General features: G+C 67.6%; 21 protein-coding genes and 1 pseudogene. 9 read left to right on the forward strand and 13 right to left on the reverse strand.

Going from position 1 to position 18,341, the window contains the following annotated elements; translation table 11 throughout:
- Positions 1-153: 153 nt before the first annotated feature.
- From AC27IY_RS21845 to AC27IY_RS21865, 5 genes are all read right to left on the reverse strand, one after another.
- A complete protein-coding gene (locus AC27IY_RS21845; protein ID WP_487179027.1) occupies positions 154-312 on the reverse strand; it encodes a hypothetical protein in 159 nt (52 codons plus the stop codon).
- The gene (locus tag AC27IY_RS21850) at positions 309-728 is read right to left on the reverse strand and encodes a hypothetical protein (protein ID WP_487179028.1); all 420 of its coding nucleotides are present in this window, start codon (positions 726-728) and stop codon (positions 309-311) included. Before AC27IY_RS21850 ends, AC27IY_RS21845 begins: the two co-directional genes overlap by 4 nt.
- Positions 725-1,423, reverse strand: a complete 699-nt coding sequence (locus AC27IY_RS21855; RefSeq protein ID WP_487179029.1) for a DUF2637 domain-containing protein — start codon at positions 1,421-1,423, stop codon at positions 725-727. Before AC27IY_RS21855 ends, AC27IY_RS21850 begins: the two co-directional genes overlap by 4 nt.
- A gap of 85 nt (positions 1,424-1,508) precedes the next feature.
- Complete coding sequence (locus AC27IY_RS21860) at positions 1,509-2,879, reverse strand: FtsK/SpoIIIE domain-containing protein (protein ID WP_487179030.1); 1,371 nt, start codon at positions 2,877-2,879, stop codon at positions 1,509-1,511.
- A 97-nt stretch (positions 2,880-2,976) separates the two neighbouring features.
- Positions 2,977-3,309 carry an SCO3933 family regulatory protein gene (locus AC27IY_RS21865; protein WP_371249809.1) on the reverse strand — a complete coding sequence of 111 codons (333 nt, stop codon included), beginning with the start codon at positions 3,307-3,309 and terminating at the stop codon, positions 2,977-2,979.
- 138 nt (positions 3,310-3,447) lie between these two features.
- Here AC27IY_RS21865 and AC27IY_RS21870 point away from each other — a divergent pair, with 138 nt between their 5' ends.
- The 4 genes from AC27IY_RS21870 to AC27IY_RS21885 all read left to right on the forward strand — a co-directional run bounded on the left by AC27IY_RS21870 (position 3,448) and on the right by AC27IY_RS21885 (position 7,143).
- A complete protein-coding gene (locus AC27IY_RS21870) occupies positions 3,448-4,290 on the forward strand; it encodes a GntR family transcriptional regulator (protein ID WP_487179031.1) in 843 nt (280 codons plus the stop codon).
- Positions 4,287-4,958, forward strand: coding sequence for an HAD family hydrolase (locus AC27IY_RS21875; protein ID WP_371249811.1), 672 nt, complete (start codon positions 4,287-4,289; stop codon positions 4,956-4,958). Before AC27IY_RS21870 ends, AC27IY_RS21875 begins: the two co-directional genes overlap by 4 nt.
- A gap of 398 nt (positions 4,959-5,356) precedes the next feature.
- Positions 5,357-6,187, forward strand: coding sequence for a DUF4365 domain-containing protein (locus AC27IY_RS21880; protein ID WP_487179119.1), 831 nt, complete (start codon positions 5,357-5,359; stop codon positions 6,185-6,187).
- 728 nt (positions 6,188-6,915) lie between these two features.
- Positions 6,916-7,143 carry a hypothetical protein gene (locus AC27IY_RS21885; RefSeq protein WP_487179032.1) on the forward strand — a complete coding sequence of 76 codons (228 nt, stop codon included), beginning with the start codon at positions 6,916-6,918 and terminating at the stop codon, positions 7,141-7,143.
- Positions 7,144-7,543: 400 nt separating this feature from the next.
- On the opposite strand, the gene AC27IY_RS21890 is transcribed toward AC27IY_RS21885, so the two are convergent.
- The 4 genes from AC27IY_RS21890 to AC27IY_RS21905 all read right to left on the reverse strand — a co-directional run bounded on the left by AC27IY_RS21890 (position 7,544) and on the right by AC27IY_RS21905 (position 11,362).
- Complete coding sequence (locus AC27IY_RS21890) at positions 7,544-8,065, reverse strand: hypothetical protein (protein WP_487179033.1); 522 nt, start codon at positions 8,063-8,065, stop codon at positions 7,544-7,546.
- A complete protein-coding gene (locus AC27IY_RS21895; protein WP_487179034.1) occupies positions 8,062-9,198 on the reverse strand; it encodes a winged helix DNA-binding domain-containing protein in 1,137 nt (378 codons plus the stop codon). The genes AC27IY_RS21890 and AC27IY_RS21895 overlap by 4 nt, the downstream gene beginning before the upstream one ends.
- A 67-nt stretch (positions 9,199-9,265) precedes the next feature.
- Positions 9,266-10,108, reverse strand: a complete 843-nt coding sequence (locus tag AC27IY_RS21900) for an NAD(P)H-binding protein (RefSeq protein WP_345390488.1) — start codon at positions 10,106-10,108, stop codon at positions 9,266-9,268.
- A gap of 63 nt (positions 10,109-10,171) precedes the next feature.
- Positions 10,172-11,362 (reverse strand): epoxide hydrolase family protein, encoded by a 1,191-nt coding sequence (locus AC27IY_RS21905; RefSeq protein WP_487179035.1) that lies wholly within the window; start codon positions 11,360-11,362, stop codon positions 10,172-10,174.
- Between the two features lie 56 nt (positions 11,363-11,418).
- On the opposite strand from AC27IY_RS21905, the gene AC27IY_RS21910 reads away from it, so the two are divergent.
- Positions 11,419-12,387 (forward strand): helix-turn-helix transcriptional regulator, encoded by a 969-nt coding sequence (locus AC27IY_RS21910; RefSeq protein ID WP_487179036.1) that lies wholly within the window; start codon positions 11,419-11,421, stop codon positions 12,385-12,387.
- 537 nt (positions 12,388-12,924) lie between these two features.
- On the opposite strand, the gene AC27IY_RS21915 is transcribed toward AC27IY_RS21910, so the two are convergent.
- A complete protein-coding gene (locus tag AC27IY_RS21915; protein ID WP_020545272.1) occupies positions 12,925-13,056 on the reverse strand; it encodes a LuxR C-terminal-related transcriptional regulator in 132 nt (43 codons plus the stop codon).
- Positions 13,057-13,419: 363 nt separating this feature from the next.
- On the opposite strand from AC27IY_RS21915, the pseudogene AC27IY_RS21920 reads away from it, so the two are divergent.
- A pseudogene (locus tag AC27IY_RS21920) lies at positions 13,420-13,530 on the forward strand (hypothetical protein); the annotation flags it as partial.
- A gap of 31 nt (positions 13,531-13,561) precedes the next feature.
- On the opposite strand, the gene AC27IY_RS21925 reads toward AC27IY_RS21920, so the two are convergent.
- A complete protein-coding gene (locus AC27IY_RS21925; protein ID WP_487179122.1) occupies positions 13,562-14,218 on the reverse strand; it encodes a hypothetical protein in 657 nt (218 codons plus the stop codon).
- 282 nt (positions 14,219-14,500) lie between these two features.
- Here AC27IY_RS21925 and AC27IY_RS21930 point away from each other — a divergent pair, with 282 nt between their 5' ends.
- The gene (locus AC27IY_RS21930) at positions 14,501-15,367 is read left to right on the forward strand and encodes a hypothetical protein (protein WP_487179037.1); all 867 of its coding nucleotides are present in this window, start codon (positions 14,501-14,503) and stop codon (positions 15,365-15,367) included.
- 256 nt (positions 15,368-15,623) lie between these two features.
- Here the strand turns inward: AC27IY_RS21930 and AC27IY_RS21935 are convergent, their stop codons facing one another.
- On the reverse strand, positions 15,624-16,610 hold the full coding sequence (locus AC27IY_RS21935; RefSeq protein ID WP_423476996.1) for an NAD-dependent epimerase/dehydratase family protein: 987 nt from the start codon (positions 16,608-16,610) through the stop codon (positions 15,624-15,626).
- 124 nt (positions 16,611-16,734) lie between these two features.
- On the opposite strand from AC27IY_RS21935, the gene AC27IY_RS21940 reads away from it, so the two are divergent.
- Complete coding sequence (locus tag AC27IY_RS21940) at positions 16,735-17,187, forward strand: MarR family winged helix-turn-helix transcriptional regulator (RefSeq protein ID WP_371249825.1); 453 nt, start codon at positions 16,735-16,737, stop codon at positions 17,185-17,187.
- 77 nt (positions 17,188-17,264) lie between these two features.
- On the opposite strand, the gene AC27IY_RS21945 is transcribed toward AC27IY_RS21940, so the two are convergent.
- Positions 17,265-17,519: a hypothetical protein gene (locus tag AC27IY_RS21945; RefSeq protein ID WP_371249826.1), complete on the reverse strand. Its 255-nt coding sequence runs from the start codon at positions 17,517-17,519 to the stop codon at positions 17,265-17,267.
- Between the two features lie 249 nt (positions 17,520-17,768).
- Between AC27IY_RS21945 and AC27IY_RS21950 the strand changes: the two genes are divergently transcribed.
- A complete protein-coding gene (locus AC27IY_RS21950) occupies positions 17,769-18,251 on the forward strand; it encodes an NUDIX hydrolase (protein ID WP_487179038.1) in 483 nt (160 codons plus the stop codon).
- Positions 18,252-18,341: the final 90 nt, after the last annotated feature.

Consider the following 18,341-nt stretch of genomic DNA (forward strand, 5'->3'; position numbering starts at 1 on the left):
GCGCAGGCGTAGAACTGGATCATTCGGGTTCACCTCCTTGGCGGGTGCAGGGGCAGGGCTCGTCGGGTGTTGTGGTGTCGCAGTCGGGCGGGTCGCCGTCGAAGTCACAGCCGTACCGGGCGCAGCAGGTGCAGAACGGGCACGGCAAGCGGGTCATGATCCGGTGGGAGGCTGCTTGGTGCCCGTTCCTCGACAGGCCGGGCAGGTCTCCGAGACCTCGATGATCAGCGTCTGACCGGTGGGCTGCGGCTGGCTGCGATAGGCGGTGATGGTGCCGAAGCCGAGGCAGCGGGGGCAGTAGCGGCGGTTCATGACGTGGTGTCTCCTCTCGTGGTGATCCAGGCGGAGCGGTCGCCGTGGGTGTGGTTGATGGCGGCCAGGACGCGGGCGAGGTTGGTGGCGTCCAGGCCGGTGATGACGGGGCCGAGCTCGACCGGCAACCCGTCGGCGATCGACAGGGCGATGCGCAGCACGGCGGCCTCGCTGCGCGAGCAGGGCATGCGGCCTCGGACGAGGGCGGCGTGGGCGGACTGCCAGTCGATGACCGCGTACGGGATGCGGTTGTAGGTGGCGGTGACGTAGTCGATGGCGTAGCGACGGAACTCCGGCCGGTGCAGCCACACGCCGTGCTGAATGAGCAGTTCGACGGCAGCTTCCAGGGCGAAGGAGCCGCGTGCCCAGGCGCGGGCGGCGTCGACCAGGTGGGCGGGAGTGGGGTTGTGGGTCATGCGACGGGTTCCTTCCGGAGGTGAGTGAGCAGGTCGGCGGCCAGGCCGGGCGAGACGTGCATGCGGGTGGCGAGCTGGTCGCCGGTGATGGGCCGCTGATGGGTGGTGTGGTGGTCGTCGGCCAGGCGGCGCGCGTAGGCGAGCAGCGCGGGCGAAGGGCCGGACTCGACCGCGGCTGATTCGGCAGGACCGGGAGCGATCGGCGGGGCCGGGGCGAGCTGCGGCATCTCGACTGCCGTCACTGCTTCGGCGGGACCGGGCTGTTCGTCGGCGTCGTCGTCCATCAGCTCGGCCGCGTGTCCGGACGGGGAGCGGTGGGAGGCGCGGCGCTCCAGCATGGAGACCGCGACCAGGAAGGCGACGGCGGGTGTGGCTGCGGTGATCCAGCCCCACACGCTCGGGTGCGCGGTGGCCAGGTTGGCGGCCAGGGTGAGGACGATGCCGCCGGTCAGCACAAGTGCCGGCCATGAGAGCGGGCCGTGGCGGCGGCGGCCGGTGCGTTTGTCGCGCTGGAGCTCGCGGGCGGCCATGACGCACATCAGGTCTATGCACACGGCGACCGCCCAGGACTGCCAGCCGTGCTGCCCGTGGCGGTTGGCCAGGTCGCTGATGTGGGTGAAGGACCCGACAGCGGCGATGACCGCTAGGACGACGATGGGGCCGGTGTCGAGCAGGCGGGCGCGGATACGTCCCATGAGAGGCACCTCCTTTCGGTTTCGGGCATGGGGCGGGTAGGGACCTGGCGCGATGAGGCCCGCGCCGGGCCGGTGGGCGAAGGGGTTAGGTGGGTTCGCCTTCGCGGGCGAGGGCTTCCAGTTCGGCGTCCGTGACGGTCACGGTGTCGGCGCCGGTGAGCAGGTCGGCCCAGGCGGGCGCGAGCTGGGCATGTTGGGTGACGGCGGCTTCGGCTGCTTCTTCGCTGACGTAGACGGAGCGGGCGCGGTACCAGCGGCCGTCATCGCCGACCACGATGGCGGTGCCGGGCATGCTGGCGGGGATCTGGCGGGCCGCGTCGAGGGCGGCCGGGTCGGTGTCGCCGAGGGTCATGGTGGCGGTCTCCGGGTCGTTGACCCGGTGGCAGATCCGGCCGGAGAGCTGGGAGCGCAGGGCGGTGACGCCGGGGCCGAGGTCGGAGCCGACCCGTTGCCCGCACACCACCAGGTAGACCCCGAACGCCCGGCCGAGCTGGGCCAGTCTGAGGAGCGCGGTGGCGGTAGTGGCGATCTCGTCCTTCTCGCCCTTGTGGGCCATCAGGAACAGCTCGGCCACCTCGTCCACCAGGACTACGACCGGTGTCGGCCGCAAGTCTTCGGGCAGCTTCCAGACGTTGCGCGCCTTGTTCGCCCGGCACAGGGCCATGCGGGTCTTGACCAGGCAGATCAGGTCGTTGAGCAGGCCGACGCATTCGGTCCGCTCGGTGGCGATGGCCGACAGGCGTGCCCCGTAGGAGGTCAGCTCGACGCCGCCCTTGAGATCGAACCCCACCAAGGCGACCGGTTGCGCGGACAGACCGGTGATCAGAGCATTGAGCAGGGTGGACTTGCCGGACTGGGTCGCGCCCGTGATGAGCCAGTGCGGCACCGTACGGAAGTCGACCAGCCATGGCGCGCCGGTCTCCAGCAGCCCGACCCGCACTCTGAGCAGCCCCTCCGACAGCAGCGGGATACGGATCTCGGACAGTGGGTCACCTCGGGTGGCGAGCAGTGTCACCCGGCCCGGCCGAGAGCTGATGAGCCGGACGGAGTGGACGCGCCAGGCGTGTGCGAGGTTGGACAGGCGGGCGGTGTAGTCGTCCGGCGTCTGTCCGTCCATGAGGGTCACGTTCACCCGGAAGCCGAGGCGGTGCGGACGGATGAGGCCGAGCCGGGGCGGCTTGTCGATCTGCACCCGGCGGACCTTCCGCCGCTGTGCGAGTGAGATGGTGGCGTAGCCGACGACCGGCAGGCCGTCGAAGGTGTAGCGCCAACGGCGCCGTTTGCGGGTCAGGGTGCAGCCGAGGGCGACGTTGCCCCAGGTGGCGTACACGTGTGCGGTCTTGAGGGGGTAGCCGACGCAGAGCCAGAACGAGACGGGGTGCAACGCGTGCCATACCGCCAGGACCGTGCAGACCGCGACAAGGATCACGGTCAGCGGGATCAGCCAGTCGGACATGTTTGGAACGTTCCTTTCGTACCGCGAGAAGTCGGCTCCCAGGGGCAGGCGATTGGCCGGCAGGCGGTACGTCCGTCCCTGAGAGCCGGTGCAGCGGTCAGGCCGCCTTCGCTGCGGTGGCCGGGGCGATGGTCTCGGCGCGAAAGCCGAGCCCGGAGCGGCCGTTCATGGACCAGAAGAAGGCCGCCAGGCCGACCGGGCGGACCTGCACGCCCTCGGGGATCTGCGGGAACGTCGCGCTCGGGAACGTCACCACGATCACCGGGTTGCGCCGGTCGTCGTTCGGCTTGGGCAGCAGCGGGATGGTGTAGAGCTCGCGCCCCTCGGCGTCGCGCTTGACCTCGCCGGTGGCGCGGTCGACGATCTTCGGCTCGGGCTCACCAGCGACGATGAACGACAGGCCGGAGATGTCGACGGGGATGTTACGCATGCTGATCTCCTCTGAAGGTTGCCTAACTTGGCTAGGCATCTTGCTGACGAGAATCATGTTGCCCAGCATGGCTAGCCATGTCAAGCATCTGCGAGTAACTGGACTAGGCAACCTAGGAGAACTAGGCTGTTTTGCGTGATGAGTCTCGATCCTGACGACCCCCGCCCGCCGTATCAGCAGGTCGCCAACGCCTTGCGTGCCGCGATCCTGACCAAGAAGTTCGAGCCGGGCGAGAAGCTCCCCTCAGGCCATGACCTGGCGAAGACGTACGGCGTGGCGCGCATGACCGTCCAGCAGGCCATCCGTCTGCTACGCGACGAGGGGCTGGTCGTCTCCCGCCAGGGCAGCGGCGTGTTCGTCCGCGAACGCACCGAACGGCCGGTCGAGCTGCGCCCCCACATCGAGAGGGCCTTCGAGGAGCCGAACGTCTCCATCGATTTCGCCGGCTTCTCCGGCGAGACCCTCAACGGGATGCTTCAAGAGCCTCTCGACAAGATCCGCCTCGGACGGCTCACCCCCGAGTCCATCGCCATCCGCATCCTGGTCCCCGACATGGAGCACCCCATGTCCCTGCCTTGCCGGGCCGAGGACCTAAGCGACGATCCGGTGATTCGCACCCGCGCCCTGCGCATCCAGCAGCGCAGCGTCCAGGCTATCGCCGACGCCGTACACGAGCTGGCGGACCTCGGCCTGGTCAAGACCGCCACCGTGCAGGTACGCGTCCAACAGACCGCGCCCGCGTTCAAGTTCTACGTGATCAACCGCGAGCGGGTGTTTTTCGGCTTCTACCCCGTCGTCAAGCACACCGTCCGCATCAAGGGCGAACCCCACGAGCTGTACGACGTGATGGGCAAGGACGCCCTGCTCTTCCACTACGAGATCACCGAAGACCCCACCTCGATGGCCTCGCAGTACGTCACCGAGACCCGCCGCTGGTTCGACAGCATGTGGACCACCATCAGCCGCGAGATCGAGCTATGACCAGCGCCGCTGATCTCGTCCGCCGGGCCGATGCCATCCTGCTCGACTTCGACGGCCCGGTGTGCAGCATCTTCGCCGGACTGCCCGCGCCCGTGGTCGCGGCCCGACTCAAGCAGGTGCTCGTCAAGGAAGGCGTGGAACTTCCGGAGGATGTCGAGGCGCTGGACGACCCGCTCAAGGTGTTGCGCCGTACCGCTGACATCGCGCCGGAACTGGTCGACAAGGTGGAGACCGCCCTCATGGGCAACGAGGTCGAGGCCGCAACCAGCGCCGAGATTACCCCCGGCGTTCGCGAGTTCCTCGAAGTATGCGCAGAGGCCGGCAAGCCGGTCGCCATCGTGAGCAACAACTCCACACCCGCCATAGAAACGTTCCTTGCTCTGGCCGACCTGGGGGAGTGGATCACTGCGGTTTCCGGGCGCTCGGTCGGGGCGCCGGAGCAGATGAAGCCGCATCCGCAGTCAGTGCTGTGGGCGTGTAAGGCGCTGGGCGTCGAACCGAACCGGGCCGTGCTGATCGGGGATTCCGACTTCGACATGCAGGCCGCGGGCAATGCCGGAACGCGCAGCATCGCCTACGCCAAGGAACGAGGGAAGGCCGACAGACTCACGCAGGCGGGAGCCGATGCGGTGACCGACAGCATCGCTGAACTGATCGAGCAGCAGTAGCAGGGCAAGATCGGCAAGCTCGCAGGGTGGTGCGTGATTCATACCTTCCCTACGTCATCAAGCCGCCGCCCGATGGGCGGCGGGCGGCCGGGCGGTCCGGGCGGGCGTGCGGCCTCTCCGGGCCGGTCCCGCCCGGCCACCCCGCCGCACCATCAAACGCAGGAAGAAACCTGGCGCAGGATGTTCACCCAGCGCCCCGCGAGACGCTAGCTCCCGGACTGAGCCGATGAGGTCAGAGCTTGCCTCCGGCGGGAGCACTCTGGCACGAGGAGATCAGCGTGAGGGGCACGTATATGCGGGCGGAGGCGCCGCCCTATGATCTTCGGCATTGCTCTGCAAGGACTATTTATATCTATATCTCGCTTGAGCGGCCTGCCGCTCTATGGTGCAATAACTGCATGCCCCCGAAAAGACCTCAGTCGCATAAGGTAGCGGACATTGCGCTCGGGTGTGTTGTCGAGGTGTTCAGATCTCAGAACTGGATCGTTGAAGAGATGAATCGCGATTATGGCGAGGATTTGCATGTACGTATTGTGAAAGGTGAAGTCGTCACCCCTTATGTCTTCTATGTCCAGGTTAAGGGCACGGGTAGCTTATCTCGATACCGCACAAAGGACGGAAAATGCATCAAATACCCCTTTGAGGGGTGGCGATTGCGCTATTGGGCTGACTTCTGGGAGCCGGTCGTTGTAGCAGTGTGGGATTCTCTTACTGGAGAAATATATTGGGAGATTGCGCAGGATGCAGAAGATCCCGAGGGTGCAACGAGGCGTTCTCATCTCCTGATCCCGTTGGATAACAAGCTTGATGCGCAAGGATTGGCGCGTATCAAGAATCGTACGCTGAAGCGCCATCGGCGCTTCGAAAACGAAAAAGCTGGGGCGAGTGTGCTGGTCGAGCGACTGGAAGAGCTCCTGGGAGTCAGCATCTCCTATGACCCCCAAGGCGGGATATTGATAGTTGGAGATCCAGACGGCGGCGCCACAATGACCGTGTTTGGGAAGTATGCCGAATGGCTTGAGAGGCGAGCCAGTGAGCTAGGCATTACGCCCGACGATCTGGTGAACGATGCACTCAGTGTCGGACTCCCCGTAATCGAATCTCTCCTAGATGGAAAAGAGCTCGTTATAACGGATAGTCAGGGCCGAGTCGAGCAGCGCTGGAATAGTGTTGATGAGTTCTTTCGCTATATCGACCGCAGGGAAGAGGTTCAAGGTTTTGATGATTGAGACTGGCGAATGGGGGCTCGGTCTGGGTTTCTCCGGGGCATGGTGAGGTGGTCTCGCATTAAGGTAGTCGAGGCCGTGACGATCGCTCACTTCGGAACTCATCGTTGTGGCTGGGGCGATCGGCTGCCGCGGACCGACTTCGTCGGTCCTTGCCACTGAGCTCGAGGGCTGAGGTCTGCTGTACAGCAACCAGTACAGCAACGCAGACGCACTCAAGCGCACGGCGACCGTCTATGTCTGCTGGTCAGGTCCGTGCGAAGGTGATCGACGTGCTGTCTGCCTTGCCCTTGTGACAAAGGCTCATGGACGCGTGTCGATTTCGCGGGCGTCAACCTAGGCCTGAGGGGCCTTGGGAATCTTCAAGATCTGATGCTCGTTGGCCTGTGTGAATCCGTCCGTTGGTCGATCGGGCAGGCTGTCGGTTCAATTCCGGCCGGGATTGCAGCATGGGTCGTCCTCGTGGTGACACTGACCGTAGTCCGTTACTTGCTTGATCGGTCCTCAGGAAACCCCAGCCAAGAAGGGAGGAACACTATGCGGAGTGCATCAGCAGAAGTTCTCTGGTCGATCGGTTGCAATCTCGCGGGAGGCGTCCTCCTGCCCGCCGACGAGCGGACGGATCTATTGACGGCAGCAGCGACGACCGGCCCGAGATGGATTCGGTGAGGTACTTTCGCCGGCCCTGGGACGATGATCGTGGGGATCAGTACGCCAGTTGGGGAACGTCGGTGTACTACCTCGCGATCGACGGCACCGGAACCGCTCGGCAGCAGGTCGAGGTATACGCCAACGGAGTAGTTCTCGCGTATGACGAGCAGCATGATGATGACGAGTTCGGCGGGTTAACTTACGCGGACCTCGATCTGGAGGAGTTCTCGCCCTTCGAGATCTCGCGGCAGGAGTTCTTCGACGCACTTGCTGAGCTCAAGCCCATGAATCGGCGAAGCGGTGAGTGACGAACTGGGTGACGATCGAGGTGTACGGCTGCGGACGTTCGCGGACTGCTGGAGACCGAACGCCCAGGTCAGGCGGCGTAACCCGTCCGGTAGCGGTCAGCAGCAAGTGGCTTCGCATCGAAGGGGTCAGGGGTTCGAATCCCCTCATCTCCACCTAGGGCCGTTCTTGAGACGGCTGGACTGAGGTTGACGGGATCCCGTCTGATCATCGCGATCGGGCGGGATCTTGTCGTTTCAGGGGTTTCCGAATCTGGTTCGTCCTGGTTTAGGGACCGGAGAGCAGGTGTCCGGGAAGGTCCGGGTGGTGTCAGGCCGCTGGTGGAGGACCGAGATCCGGCCGTTGGGCATGGCGAAGCCGACGGTGGGCTGGGCGCTGCGGTGGGGTGGCGGGTTTTGCGGCTTATGGGCCGGGTGGTGGTCTGCTCTGGCCTGCAGGTGGCGTGCCGTCGAAGGGCTCGACCGGGGCCCGCGTGGTGTCGGCGGGTGTGATCGGCTCGTTTTGGGGCTGGTGGATGTGGCGCCACTGGTCGAGGAAGTGGTCGTTGGCGACCGTGACGAGCAATGCGACCAGGATGGTCTGGGCGACGCGTCCGTGGGCGAGCCGGTTCTTGGGATCGCCGAGGTCGAGGTCATGTCCCTTGAGCCGGCCGTTGATGCCTTCGGTATTGGCGCGGACAGACTTGTAGGTCCTGATGCAGGCGGGACTCAGGTGGGTCAGGTCCTGGCGGAATTTGTCGAGGTGGCCCAGGTCGCCGGTGTGCAGGGTGATGGTCTGATGGTGGCAGATCTTCGGCAGTTCGCCGGTCTTGTGGTCGGGTGTCGGGGGCAGGACGCGGGGTTCGGCCGCCGGGTGGGCGGCTCGCTGCCGGGCGTCGGTCAGGTCGACCGCGGTGGGGCGGCACCTCAAGCGGGGCTTGATCACTGCCGATCGGTTTCCTCGCCGGTCACCGCATCCTCGCGGCCGATGAACGTGGCCCTGCCGCTGCGGACGTCGTGGTCGGTGCCGGGCGCGGCGAACTCCAGCAGCCGGGCGCCCTCGGCCTCGACCTCGGCGCGCTCGGTGGTGGCCAGCGGCCGGAACGGGTCGATCTCCAGAGTCGCTGATGCCTTGCCCAGATGGAGCTTCCAGGCGCCCGTCACCTGCCCGTCCACCAGGAAGGTGGCGCGCATCCCGTTGCGCGTCATGACCCGTTTGCGGTCCTGCTCCGAGATCACGCGGGTGCGGTCGGCGTGGGAGGCCAGCAGGTTGTCGTATTCGGGCAAAAAGCGAACCGGCGCGTGGGCGTCGGCGCCGGGGCGTGGCGCATCTGGCAGGTCGAACAGCTCGATCCCGCGCTCGTCGTGGAAGACCGCCAGCTGCGGCCGCAGCCTCTCCAGGACGGGACGCAGCCGGGTTCGGCCGGCCCATGTCTGCACGTCGGTGACCGAGGCCGGGCCGAACGCGGCAAGGTAGCGCAGCACGATGTGTTCGGAGTCGGCGGCGGGGGCGGGCTCGGCTCCGGTCCAGTCGGCCGCCGTCGCGTACCGGGTGGTGCCACCGACGCCCCAGACGGCGCGTGGTGGCACCTGCACCAGCGGTACCAGGTTGCGCACGACGGTGGCGAGCGCACGGGGCTCGCGATCGGGCCACCGCTCGTGCAGCGCCGCCCTGAGCTCCTTGGGGCTGAGGTGCCGTGCGCCGAGCAGCGCCCGGCCCGACTCCGCCACGGCCGCACGGTCAAGACCGGTCAGGATCGTCTTGAACGCGGTGTCCAGCTCACGGTCGAGCGCAGGCTGCGCCCATGGCCGCAACGAGCGGTAGTCCGCCGTGGTGACCAGGTGGATGGTGCTGCGCATCAGCGCGACCCGCACCAGGCGGCGCTCGGTCAGCGCGTCCGCCAGGTCGGCGGTGCCGAACTCCCGTAACCTGCTCCAGAGCCCGAAGTAGGGCGCGTACGGCGCCTGCGCCTGCATGCCGACCAGCCGGGTGACCGTCTCCTCGGCGGTCGCCTCGGCCCGTTCCAGCAGCCACTGTCGGGCCAGCAGAGCTCGTCCCAACTCCCGTCGCCTCAGCACCTGTGCCACTGTGCCGTCCTTTCCGTCCATCCGGCAGGGGTGGCGGATGCCGCCCCTGCCTCGTTGATCATCCGCCGAAGTCGGCCCGGTGATCCGCGGCCCACCGGGCGTAGGCGCGCGCGGGGTGCCCTGTGATCTGCTCGATGACGTCGTTGACCGGCGCGGGCTTGCCGACCGCCTGCGCCATGAGACCGAACAGCGCCGCCAGAAACTCAGGGTCCATGAACCGGCTCATCTGCTCCAGCACCGCCTCCGGGTCGAGGTCCTCGACGGTGAGCGGGCGCCCCAGCATCTCGCCGAGGATGCCGACCTGCTGTGCCTGGGTCAGCGACTCGGGGCCGGTCAGGTCGTAGGCCCGCCCCGCGTGCCCGCCGCCGATCAACGTCCGCGCGACCACCTCGGCGACGTCCCTCTCGTGCACGGCGCTGAAGGCCGCTTCGGCGTACGGCGCGCGAATGACGTCACCGCCCTGGAGCTGCATCGCGAACGTCAACGAGTTGATGGCGGGGAACAGGAGCCGCAGGAACGTCCACTCGATCCCGGACGCCTCGATGGCCCGCTCGACATCGCGGTGGTACTGGGCGATCACGTCGGGCTGCCGCTCGGCGCCTGGGACGACCGCCCCGGAGGACAGGAACACCAGCCGCCGTACCCCGGCCTGGCCCGCGGCCGCCAGCAGCGGAGCGACATCCATCCCGTACTGCAGAACCAGGAAGGCGGCCTCGACGCCGGCCAGCGCCGCCGGCAGCGTCTCGGGCTTGGTCAGATCGCCCCGGACGACGTCGACTTCCTCCGGAAGCTCCGCCCGCTCCGGAGTACGGGTCAGCGCCCGCACCGGCGCACCCGCGGCGACCAGCTCCTCTACCGCCTGACGTCCGAAGTGAGCCGTGGCACCGATGACGAGATACATGAGTGTTTCCTTTCGCGCGAAGACATGGGGGCTGAGGGGGGTCCGCCGAAAAACCGGCGGCGGTCAGCGAACCTTGCGGAAGAACTGCCGGATGTCGTGGACGAGCAGATCGGGGGCGTCGTGAGCGGCGAAGTGGCTGCCCCGGTCATAAACGTTCCAGGAGAAGATATTTTTGTGGTCGCGGTCGGCGAACGTCCGGATCGACTGAAAGTCCCAGGCGAAATTGGCCAGGCCGAGGGGCACGGTGGTCGGCTCGGGCACGGAGGTGCCCCGGCCGTTCGACTTCTGCTGTACAGGGGCCGCCGCCGCGTCCTCGTAGTAGAACCGGGCGGCTGAAGCGGCCGTGTTGGTCAGCCAGTAGATCATCACGTTCGTGAGCACGAAATCCGGGTCGAGCGAAGCGCCGAGCAGCTGCGCGTGCCAGCCCAGCAGGCCGGCCGGTGAGTCGGCCAGTGCGTGCGCCAGATTCTGCGGCTCGGTGGACTGGAGCTTGTCATACGCGCCCCGGTTTTGGGTGAACCACTCGGCGAACGCGAGCTTTCCGCGCTCCTCCTCAGACAGACCGGCCGACTCGGCGGGGTCGCCCGACGGGAACGAGAAGACCTGCGTCACGTGCACTCCAGAGACGTGCCCAGGGTCAACCCGGCCCACCTCGGGCGAGATCAGCGATCCGCCGTCGTTGCCAGCCGCGCCGTACCGGTCGTACCCGAGCCGGCGCATCAGCTCGGCCCAGGCCCGGGCCACCCGGTACCGATTCCAGCCGCGCTCCCGGGTCGGCCCGGAGAAGCCGAAGCCCGGCACCGACGGAATGACCAGATGGAACGCGTCCGCCGGGTCGCCGCCGTGCGCACGCGGGTCGGTGAGCGGGCCGATCACGTCCAGCCACTCGACCACCGAGGTCGGCCAGCCGTGGGTCAGGATCAGCGGCGTCGCGTCCGGCTCCGGCGACAGCACGTGCAGGAAGTGGATGTTCTGGCCGTCGATCTCAGTGGTGAACTGCGGGTACGCGTTCAGCTTCGCCTCCCAGGCCCGCCAGTCGTACCCCGTGCGCCACCGCTCGACCAGTTGCTTGACGTAGCCCACCGGGACGCCGTACTCCCAACCCGGCGGCACCGGGCCGACCGGCGCCGACTCGCTCGCGGGCAGCTCCTCCGCCCACCGAGTCCGGGCCAGCCTCTGCTGTAGATCGTCGAGCTCGGCCTGAGGGATGTCGATCCGGAACGGGGCGATCGTGCTGTCGTTCGTCATGGTCATCAGCGTAGGAACCAATTAGGTAAGACCCGTTCCTAATGAACGGGCAGACTCGAAGAATGTTGGAAACCTCGGCGCGGCTGCTGCGCCTGCTCTCGCTGCTCCAGACGCCCCGCGAGTGGACCGGCGCCGAACTGGCCGAACGGCTGTCGGTCAGCACCCGCACCATCCGCAACGATGTGGAACGCCTGCGAAACCTCGGCTATCCGGTGCACGGCAACCGAGGCGCGGTGGGCGGCTACCGGCTCGGTGCCGGGTCCGCGCTGCCGCCGCTGCTGCTCGACGATGAAGAGGCGGTCGCGGTGGCGATCGGACTGCGCACCGCCGCCGGGGGCACGATCACCGGAGTCGAGGAGACCTCGCTGCGCGCGCTGGCCAAACTGGAGCAGGTGCTACCGACCCGGCTCCGGCGCCGTGTCAACGCCCTCCAGCGGTACGCCGTCGCGGTACCCCGGGACGACCTGGGCCCACGGGTGGACGCGGACACGCTGAGCGCCCTCGCCGCCGCCTGCCGGGATCACGAGCGCCTGCGATTCGACTACCGAAGCCACGACGGCTCCGAGAGCCGGCGCGAGGTGGAACCATACCGACTGGTCAACTGGGGACGACGGTGGTACCTCGTCGGGTTCGACGTCGAGCGGGCCGGCTGGCGGACGTTCCGGGTGGACCGGCTCCACCCACGCACCCCGACGGGTCCCCGATTCACCCCCCGCGATCTCCCCGAGGAGGCCATCGACCAGGTACGCCGGGGCGTGTCGTCGGCTGCCTGGCGATACCGGGCCCAGGTCGTCGTGCACGTACCAGCCGAACAGCTCGCCGAACGAATCAACGCCGCCATCGGCACGATCACGCCGGTCGACGACACCCGCTGCCTGCTGGACACCGGCGCGGACAGCATCGAGGCGCTCGCCGTTCACCTCGGCCTGCTCGGCGTGGATTTCACCGTGACGGAGCCCGCGGAACTCGTCGAACTCGTGCGTGCACTCGCCGACCGCTATCACCGCGCCACCGAGCCACAGCACACCTGATATGGCGGGCGTCCTTGTCAAGTGGGCCTGCGGTTATCTGGGGTATTCAAGCGAACTGGCTGGTCAGCCGCCTGAGGGTCGTTCAGACACGTAAGGCAAGTAGGTTGCTCGCGTTCGGCGCGTAGATGGATGGTCGAGAGGTCTATCAGCCGCGTGAAAGGACCCCCACCGGGCGCTCGAGGACGTGCCCGAGGGCGGCGTCCACACCTTTGTGACGGACGGGATCGAAAGCGCCCTGCGGCAAGGCCAGGGAGGTCGCCGGCGGCAAGAACGTCGCCGTGATGGGCGGCGCGGACCTCGGGCGGCAGTTCATGAGGCGGGGCTGGTCGACCAGATCGGGATCCATCTGGTGCCTGTGCTGTTCGGCGGGGGCCAGCGGCTCTTCGACCACCTGGGGGCGACCACATCCAGCTTGAGGTGGTCAACGTGGTCGACACCCCGCTGGCCACCCATCTGCTCTACCGCATCGTGAAATGACCCGTCATCGCTGAGCGGGCCTGTCCGGAATCGCCTTGGCCGGGGCATGGAGCTGGACGCTCATCTCTCGGTCGTCGCGGAGCCGCCGAGCCCGGCCTGGCGGGCCTTGACGATGGCTTCGGCACGATCGGTGGTGTGGAGCTTGGCGAAGATGTTGGAGATGTTGTTGCGAATGGTCTTCTCGCTGAGCACAAGTCGTTCGGCGATGGCGGTGTTGGACTTCCCGCGGGGCCATGAGGTCGAGGATGTCGCGCTCCCGGGACCTGGCCGACAACCCGCAGGCCTGGCCCCACGCGAACCTCGCCGGCCATCCCGCCGCCGCGGCGGCAATGCCGTAGGACTGGACCCCATGGCTCCGTCATGCCAGCGGACAGTCGGCCTGTTTCCCTGCCGATCAGATTGCCGCGGTAGGCGCGCGGAGTGTGCCCGGACCTTTCCCAGACCTTCCCCGTCTTCCCTATCGAGGATCAGCCGGCCTGTCGCCGGTCGATCCGTCATGCCCGGAGCGCCATGATCGCCGATGTCGTCATCGCCGGAGCCGGGCCCAACGGCCTGATGCTGGCCTGTGAGCTCAGCCTGGCCGGAGTCCGCTCCCTGGTCCTGGAGCGTCTGCCGGAGCGCACCGAGGAGAACCGCGCCAATGGCCTGGTCGGCCAGGTGGTGCGGACGCTCGACCGGCGAGGCCTGTACGAGCGGCTCACTGGAAACCCGGACCCACCTGGCTTCCTGTCGGACGCGTCGGCACGCCGGGCGTGCGCGTCGCTGGCGGCCGTGAGTGCGTTGACTCGGCCTGGCGCGGCCGGAGCAGCGTCTCCCGTTCCCGATCGGCCGCCTGTTCGGCGCGTTCGAGCGTCCGGCGGGCGTCCTCCTGGCCCTGCTCGGCGCGGGCTTGCGCGAGCTGCGCGCCGCGCACGTCGGCCTGTGCCTGCCGTATGTCGGCGTCGGCTTGCTCCTCGGCATCCTTGACCAGCTCGCGGGCGTGCGCGACCTGCCGCTCGGCCTCCTCCCGCACGGTCCGGATCTGGGCATCGGCTTCGGTCCGGGCATCTCGGATGGTGGTCTGGGCATGCTCCTGGGCGGCGCGGACCTGCTCGGCGGCGTCCCTCTGCGCCTGCTCGACCTGCTCGTCGGCGAGGCGCTTCGCCTCGGCCACTCTCGCGGCCGCGTCCCGCTCGGCTGCCTCGATCGCTTCGGCGGCGCTCCGCTGGGCGGCCTCCTTGTCCTGCTCGGCCTGGGCGGCGCGTTCGTCTGCCGCGTCGGCGCGGGCGAGGGCGTCGGCCGCGATCGTCTCGGCGGTGCGCTGCTGCTGCTCGGCGAGGCGACGCGCCTGGAGTTCGGGCGAGGTCCGCCTCAAGTTTGCCCATCCCGGCGAGGATGCCGCGCTGTAGCTCGCTGAGGCCGGCGATGCCCCGCCGCGTGGAGGAGTCCTCGGTGTACGCGGTCCAGGTCGCGACCGAACTCGGTTTGCACTGCTACAACCCTCAGCTCGACCGTCTTCGGGTTTCGTGACCACTGTCAAGCCGACCGCATCGAGGCGGGCGCCTCACTCGACCTGGGAAACGATCACGCGCGATCTTGCACGCCTCTGCTGCCTTCCAGGCCAGGCACACTCGTGAACACCCTTGAACCTGGCGGAGTGCTCGCACGTCTGAGGGTCATGCGCTCACTCGCCTTCCTCGCCTTCATCGTGCTGACCGCCTGCGGCAGCGGAGTGGCGGCCGACGAGCCGGTTACGTACGCGGCCAACGCCGTCTCCGTTCTGGAGAGCCCCGGTCACGGGCCGCAGATGTGCGCCGCGATGCAGGAGTCGCTGCCACCCCAGTGCGGTGGGCCGGACATCGTCGGCTGGGACTGGTCCAAGGTCCAGCACGAGAGCGTCCAGGGTACGAAGTGGGGTCAGTATCGGGTGGTCGGCACTTGGGACGGCTCCCGGCTGACCCTGACCGAACCACCAGGGGCGGCGGTCCAGGGCAGACTGGAGGAGCACAGGCTCAACAGTCCGTGCCCCGTCCCGGAGGGCGGCTGGCGGCCGGCCGATCCCGCCAAGGCCACCCAGGAAGCGCTCCAGGCGACTCAGCAGCGGCTGGAGAATGAGGAAACCGTGGGCGGGGTGTGGCTGGACCAGAGCTATCTGGATTCGATCCCCGGCTACGACGGCAGCAAGCGGGAGTGGGCGGAGAAGTACGCCAACGACCCGACCAAGCTGGTGCTGAACGTGAAGTTCACGGGCGACCTGGCCGGCAGGGAGGCGTGGATCCGGGAGAGCTGGGGCGGCGTGCTCTGCGTCAGCCAGGCCCAGCGCAGCCTGGAAACGCTGCGGCAGATCCAGGAGTTCGTCGGTGACGATCTTGGCCAGCGCATCACCTCGACTTCCGTCGACATCATGAAGGAGCAGGTGGTCGTGGGCGTGTGGGTGGCCGGCGAGGAGCTCCAGCAACGTCTGGAGGACAAGTACGGCGAGGGCGTCGTGCTCCAGCAGGCGGTACTGAAGCCGGTGCAATAGGGAAGCCGTGGCCACAGACCAGTGACCACCCTGACGTGCTGTTAGAGAGTCGGCGCGTTGGGGGCGTCCCGGCCCAGCGCGAAGGTGTATGCCTGCAGGCGCCGGTAGCTGACACTGGCAGGCAGCAGTCGTCCGACCTGATCAAAACGCGTAGAAGCCCGATCCGCGGACCCACATGATCGGCGGAGTAGCGGTGCTCGCGAGGCACCGCATCCATGGCGAGGGCGTTGCGACCGCGGCGCGCGAGGTCGTCACCTCACGAGAAGCTCATCTCCGCCAGGCCCTTCTCCAGCGTCACGTCAGGCGAGTAGCCCAGCTCCTTCCTCGCGGCGGTGATGTCGTAGGAACGGTCACGGCCGGTGAAGCTGACGAGCCAGTTCGTCAGCGGCGGCGCCGTCTTCCGGCCGAGCAGGCGTGCCGTGCGGTCCATCACCGCCGCCATGGGCGCCGCCATCGCCAGAGGGACGCTGCGGCTCTTGGACAGATCCACGCCGCGGGTCGCCAGCAAGGGGGTGAGGAAGTCGCGGATGGGCATCGGCGTGCCGTCCGTCACGTGGTAGACCCCCTTGTGGCGGCCCCGGGTGAGCGCGAGGATCGCGGCACTGGCCAGGTTCTCGACGTGTACGAAGTCGACGATGTGCCTGCCGTCGTCGATCCAGGCGAACCGTCCGGCCTCGGCGACCTTGACCATCTCGTTGATCGTCGTCATTCCGCGGCCCCAGATGAACGGCGGGCGGAGCACCACCAGCTCGGTCTTCCCGCTGCGGGCTTTCAGGAGCGCGCGCTCGGTGGCCAGCTTGACCCGACTGTAGGCGATGTTCGGCCGGCCCTCCGGCGTCGACTCGTCGACGACGGGACGGCGTTGACTGCCCGTGGAGACGGACGCGGCGCTGGTCAGTACGAAGCGTCGCACCCCGGCCGCGACGCTCGCGGCGTGCAGGGCGGCCGTCGGTACGTGATTGGCCTGTTGGAAGAGCGAGTCGGGGCCCCAGAACTCCATGTACGCCGCGACGTGCACGACCGCGTCGGCCTCGCGCAGCTTGGCGAGCCAGTTCGGCGCCGGGGAGTCGGCCCGGCCGAGCTCGGCGAGATCGCCGGACACGGGTTCGGCGCCGGCCGCACGTACCCGCTGGATGCTCGAGCCCGATCTGGCCAGTGCCATGACCTCATGTCCCTCGGCGACGAGGCGGTGGACGAGAGTGCCGCCGACGAAACCGCTGCCGCCGGTGACGAAGATCTTCATGGTTCACTCCTTGTGATTGAGCACGCACTTACCTCAGATGCATTGGGATCAAATAGTTCGGTGCCAATGTATCGACGTCTATGTAACCTCCCGTACGATGGGGGCGTCAAGTGGGAGGTGGGCGATGCCACGCGCGAACGAGGGCGTGACCGCAGCACAGGTCGCCGACGAGTTCAGCCGTACGGCGAAAGTTCTGGTACGTCACTTCAACGAGCGTCTGGGCGAGCACGGGGTGTCGACGCCGAGATTCCGCCTGGTGGTGGAGGTGGCGCGTTCGCAGCCGGTTCGTCTCACCGAGCTCGCTCTCGCGGTCGGCATCGCGCAGGGGACCGCCTCCACCCTGGTCGACGCGCTCGTCCGCGACGGACTACTCGAACGCCAGACCAGCGCGGACGACCGCCGGTCCGTACTCCTTCGAGTGACGGCGCAAGGGGCCGCACTGGCGCAGGACTGGACAGCCGGCTATGAACTGGCGGCGGAAGAGCTGTTCAGGCCACTCACCCCCGAGCAGCTGTCGACACTGGTCGACATATTGCGAACGCTCAGCGCCGGCGAGGCGTCGGCCGCCGGCGACTGAAGAAGGCCTTGCCGGCGCGTGGATCGTTGTAGCGCCGCAGGTGTCGTCGCCTGGAGCGATCTCGAGTGGAACCGCGCTCAGCGCGATGAACGGTCCTGCACAGCTGCCTCGATCCGCAAGCCGACACCGGCCATGACGGCGACCAGAAAGACGGCAAGCCAGGGAAGCGAAGGGAAATCCGGATGCCAGACCAGCTCGATCACCGCTCCGGCGAAACCTCCGCCGATCCCCAAGGACCCCAGCAGGCGTAGCGCGGCCACCGTGTAGCGCAGCGCTGCCGCCTCCTCGAAGTCCTCGCGGTCCGCCTGCTGGGGGTTGTCCTGTGCGGCCATGGGCGTGAGCTTCTCACGCTGAGATCAGGATCCGATAGCGGCGGCGGACGGGAAACGATCACAGCGAAGTCGAGAAGCGATCTTCTCAATCCGTCTTGCGCCCCAGGCCGGCCATATTCGTGAGCGCCCCACCTAGGTCGAAGGCCGCTTCCCAGTTGTGGGAGGTTGCCTTTTGCGTTGCCGGGTGACGGACGGGGTGACTACGCCGGATGGGAGTAGGCGATGCGGAGCCGGCAAGGTTCTCGGGTTGTGCTGCTTGATCGGGACGATCGGATTCTCCTGATCCGGCACAGGTATGACGGTGTCATCGTCGTCCCCGGCTCTCCGGTCGGGGAGTTGTTCTGGGTGCCCCCGGGCGGAGGGCTGAAGGAGGGCGAAGACTTCCTCCGGGGCGCTCGTAGGGAGCTGATGGAGGAGACCGGACTGACGGAGGTCGAGTGGGGGCCTTGCTTGTGGACTCTCGATGTGGACGTCCGGTGGGGTGGCGAACCCGTACACATGCACGAGCGGTACTTCCTGGCGCGGGTGCGCGGCACGCAGACCGTCACCCGTGCCTATCTGGAGCCGGGCGAAGAGCAGGCGATCGATGATCACCGATGGTGGTCGTTGGCTGAGCTGGTCGAGGCCGAGGCGACAGAGACCCTGCGGCCTGTGGGGCTTCCGGGGTTGTTGGCCGAGGTGCTGGCCGCGGGGGGACGTCCGTCGGGTGAGCCGCGTGTCCTGCACGTTTAGGAGTGCTTCCGCCTGAAGTCACCCGGGAATGGAGGCCGCTGCCGGACCGTGAAAGCGGTGTCCGGGGTGGCCGGTGTCGGATCCCCCGCC

It is taken from the genome of Nonomuraea sp. B208 (assembly GCF_057536035.1).

Excerpts from the sequence above, each read along its gene's own strand:
- AC27IY_RS21845 (WP_487179027.1), bottom strand. The coding sequence starts at position 312 with ATGAACCGCCGCTACTGCCCCCGCTGCCTCGGCTTCGGCACCATCACC.
- AC27IY_RS21850 (WP_487179028.1), bottom strand. The coding sequence starts at position 728 with ATGACCCACAACCCCACTCCCGCCCACCTGGTCGACGCCGCCCGCGCC.
- AC27IY_RS21855 (WP_487179029.1), bottom strand. The coding sequence starts at position 1,423 with ATGGGACGTATCCGCGCCCGCCTGCTCGACACCGGCCCCATCGTCGTC.
- AC27IY_RS21860 (WP_487179030.1), bottom strand. The coding sequence starts at position 2,879 with ATGTCCGACTGGCTGATCCCGCTGACCGTGATCCTTGTCGCGGTCTGC.
- AC27IY_RS21865 (WP_371249809.1), bottom strand. The coding sequence starts at position 3,309 with ATGCGTAACATCCCCGTCGACATCTCCGGCCTGTCGTTCATCGTCGCT.
- AC27IY_RS21870 (WP_487179031.1), top strand. The coding sequence starts at position 3,448 with ATGAGTCTCGATCCTGACGACCCCCGCCCGCCGTATCAGCAGGTCGCC.
- AC27IY_RS21875 (WP_371249811.1), top strand. The coding sequence starts at position 4,287 with ATGACCAGCGCCGCTGATCTCGTCCGCCGGGCCGATGCCATCCTGCTC.
- AC27IY_RS21880 (WP_487179119.1), top strand. The coding sequence starts at position 5,357 with ATGCCCCCGAAAAGACCTCAGTCGCATAAGGTAGCGGACATTGCGCTC.
- AC27IY_RS21900 (WP_345390488.1), bottom strand. The coding sequence starts at position 10,108 with ATGTATCTCGTCATCGGTGCCACGGCTCACTTCGGACGTCAGGCGGTA.
- AC27IY_RS21905 (WP_487179035.1), bottom strand. The coding sequence starts at position 11,362 with ATGACCATGACGAACGACAGCACGATCGCCCCGTTCCGGATCGACATC.
- AC27IY_RS21910 (WP_487179036.1), top strand. The coding sequence starts at position 11,419 with ATGTTGGAAACCTCGGCGCGGCTGCTGCGCCTGCTCTCGCTGCTCCAG.
- AC27IY_RS21935 (WP_423476996.1), bottom strand. The coding sequence starts at position 16,610 with ATGAAGATCTTCGTCACCGGCGGCAGCGGTTTCGTCGGCGGCACTCTC.
- AC27IY_RS21940 (WP_371249825.1), top strand. The coding sequence starts at position 16,735 with ATGCCACGCGCGAACGAGGGCGTGACCGCAGCACAGGTCGCCGACGAG.
- AC27IY_RS21945 (WP_371249826.1), bottom strand. The coding sequence starts at position 17,519 with ATGGCCGCACAGGACAACCCCCAGCAGGCGGACCGCGAGGACTTCGAG.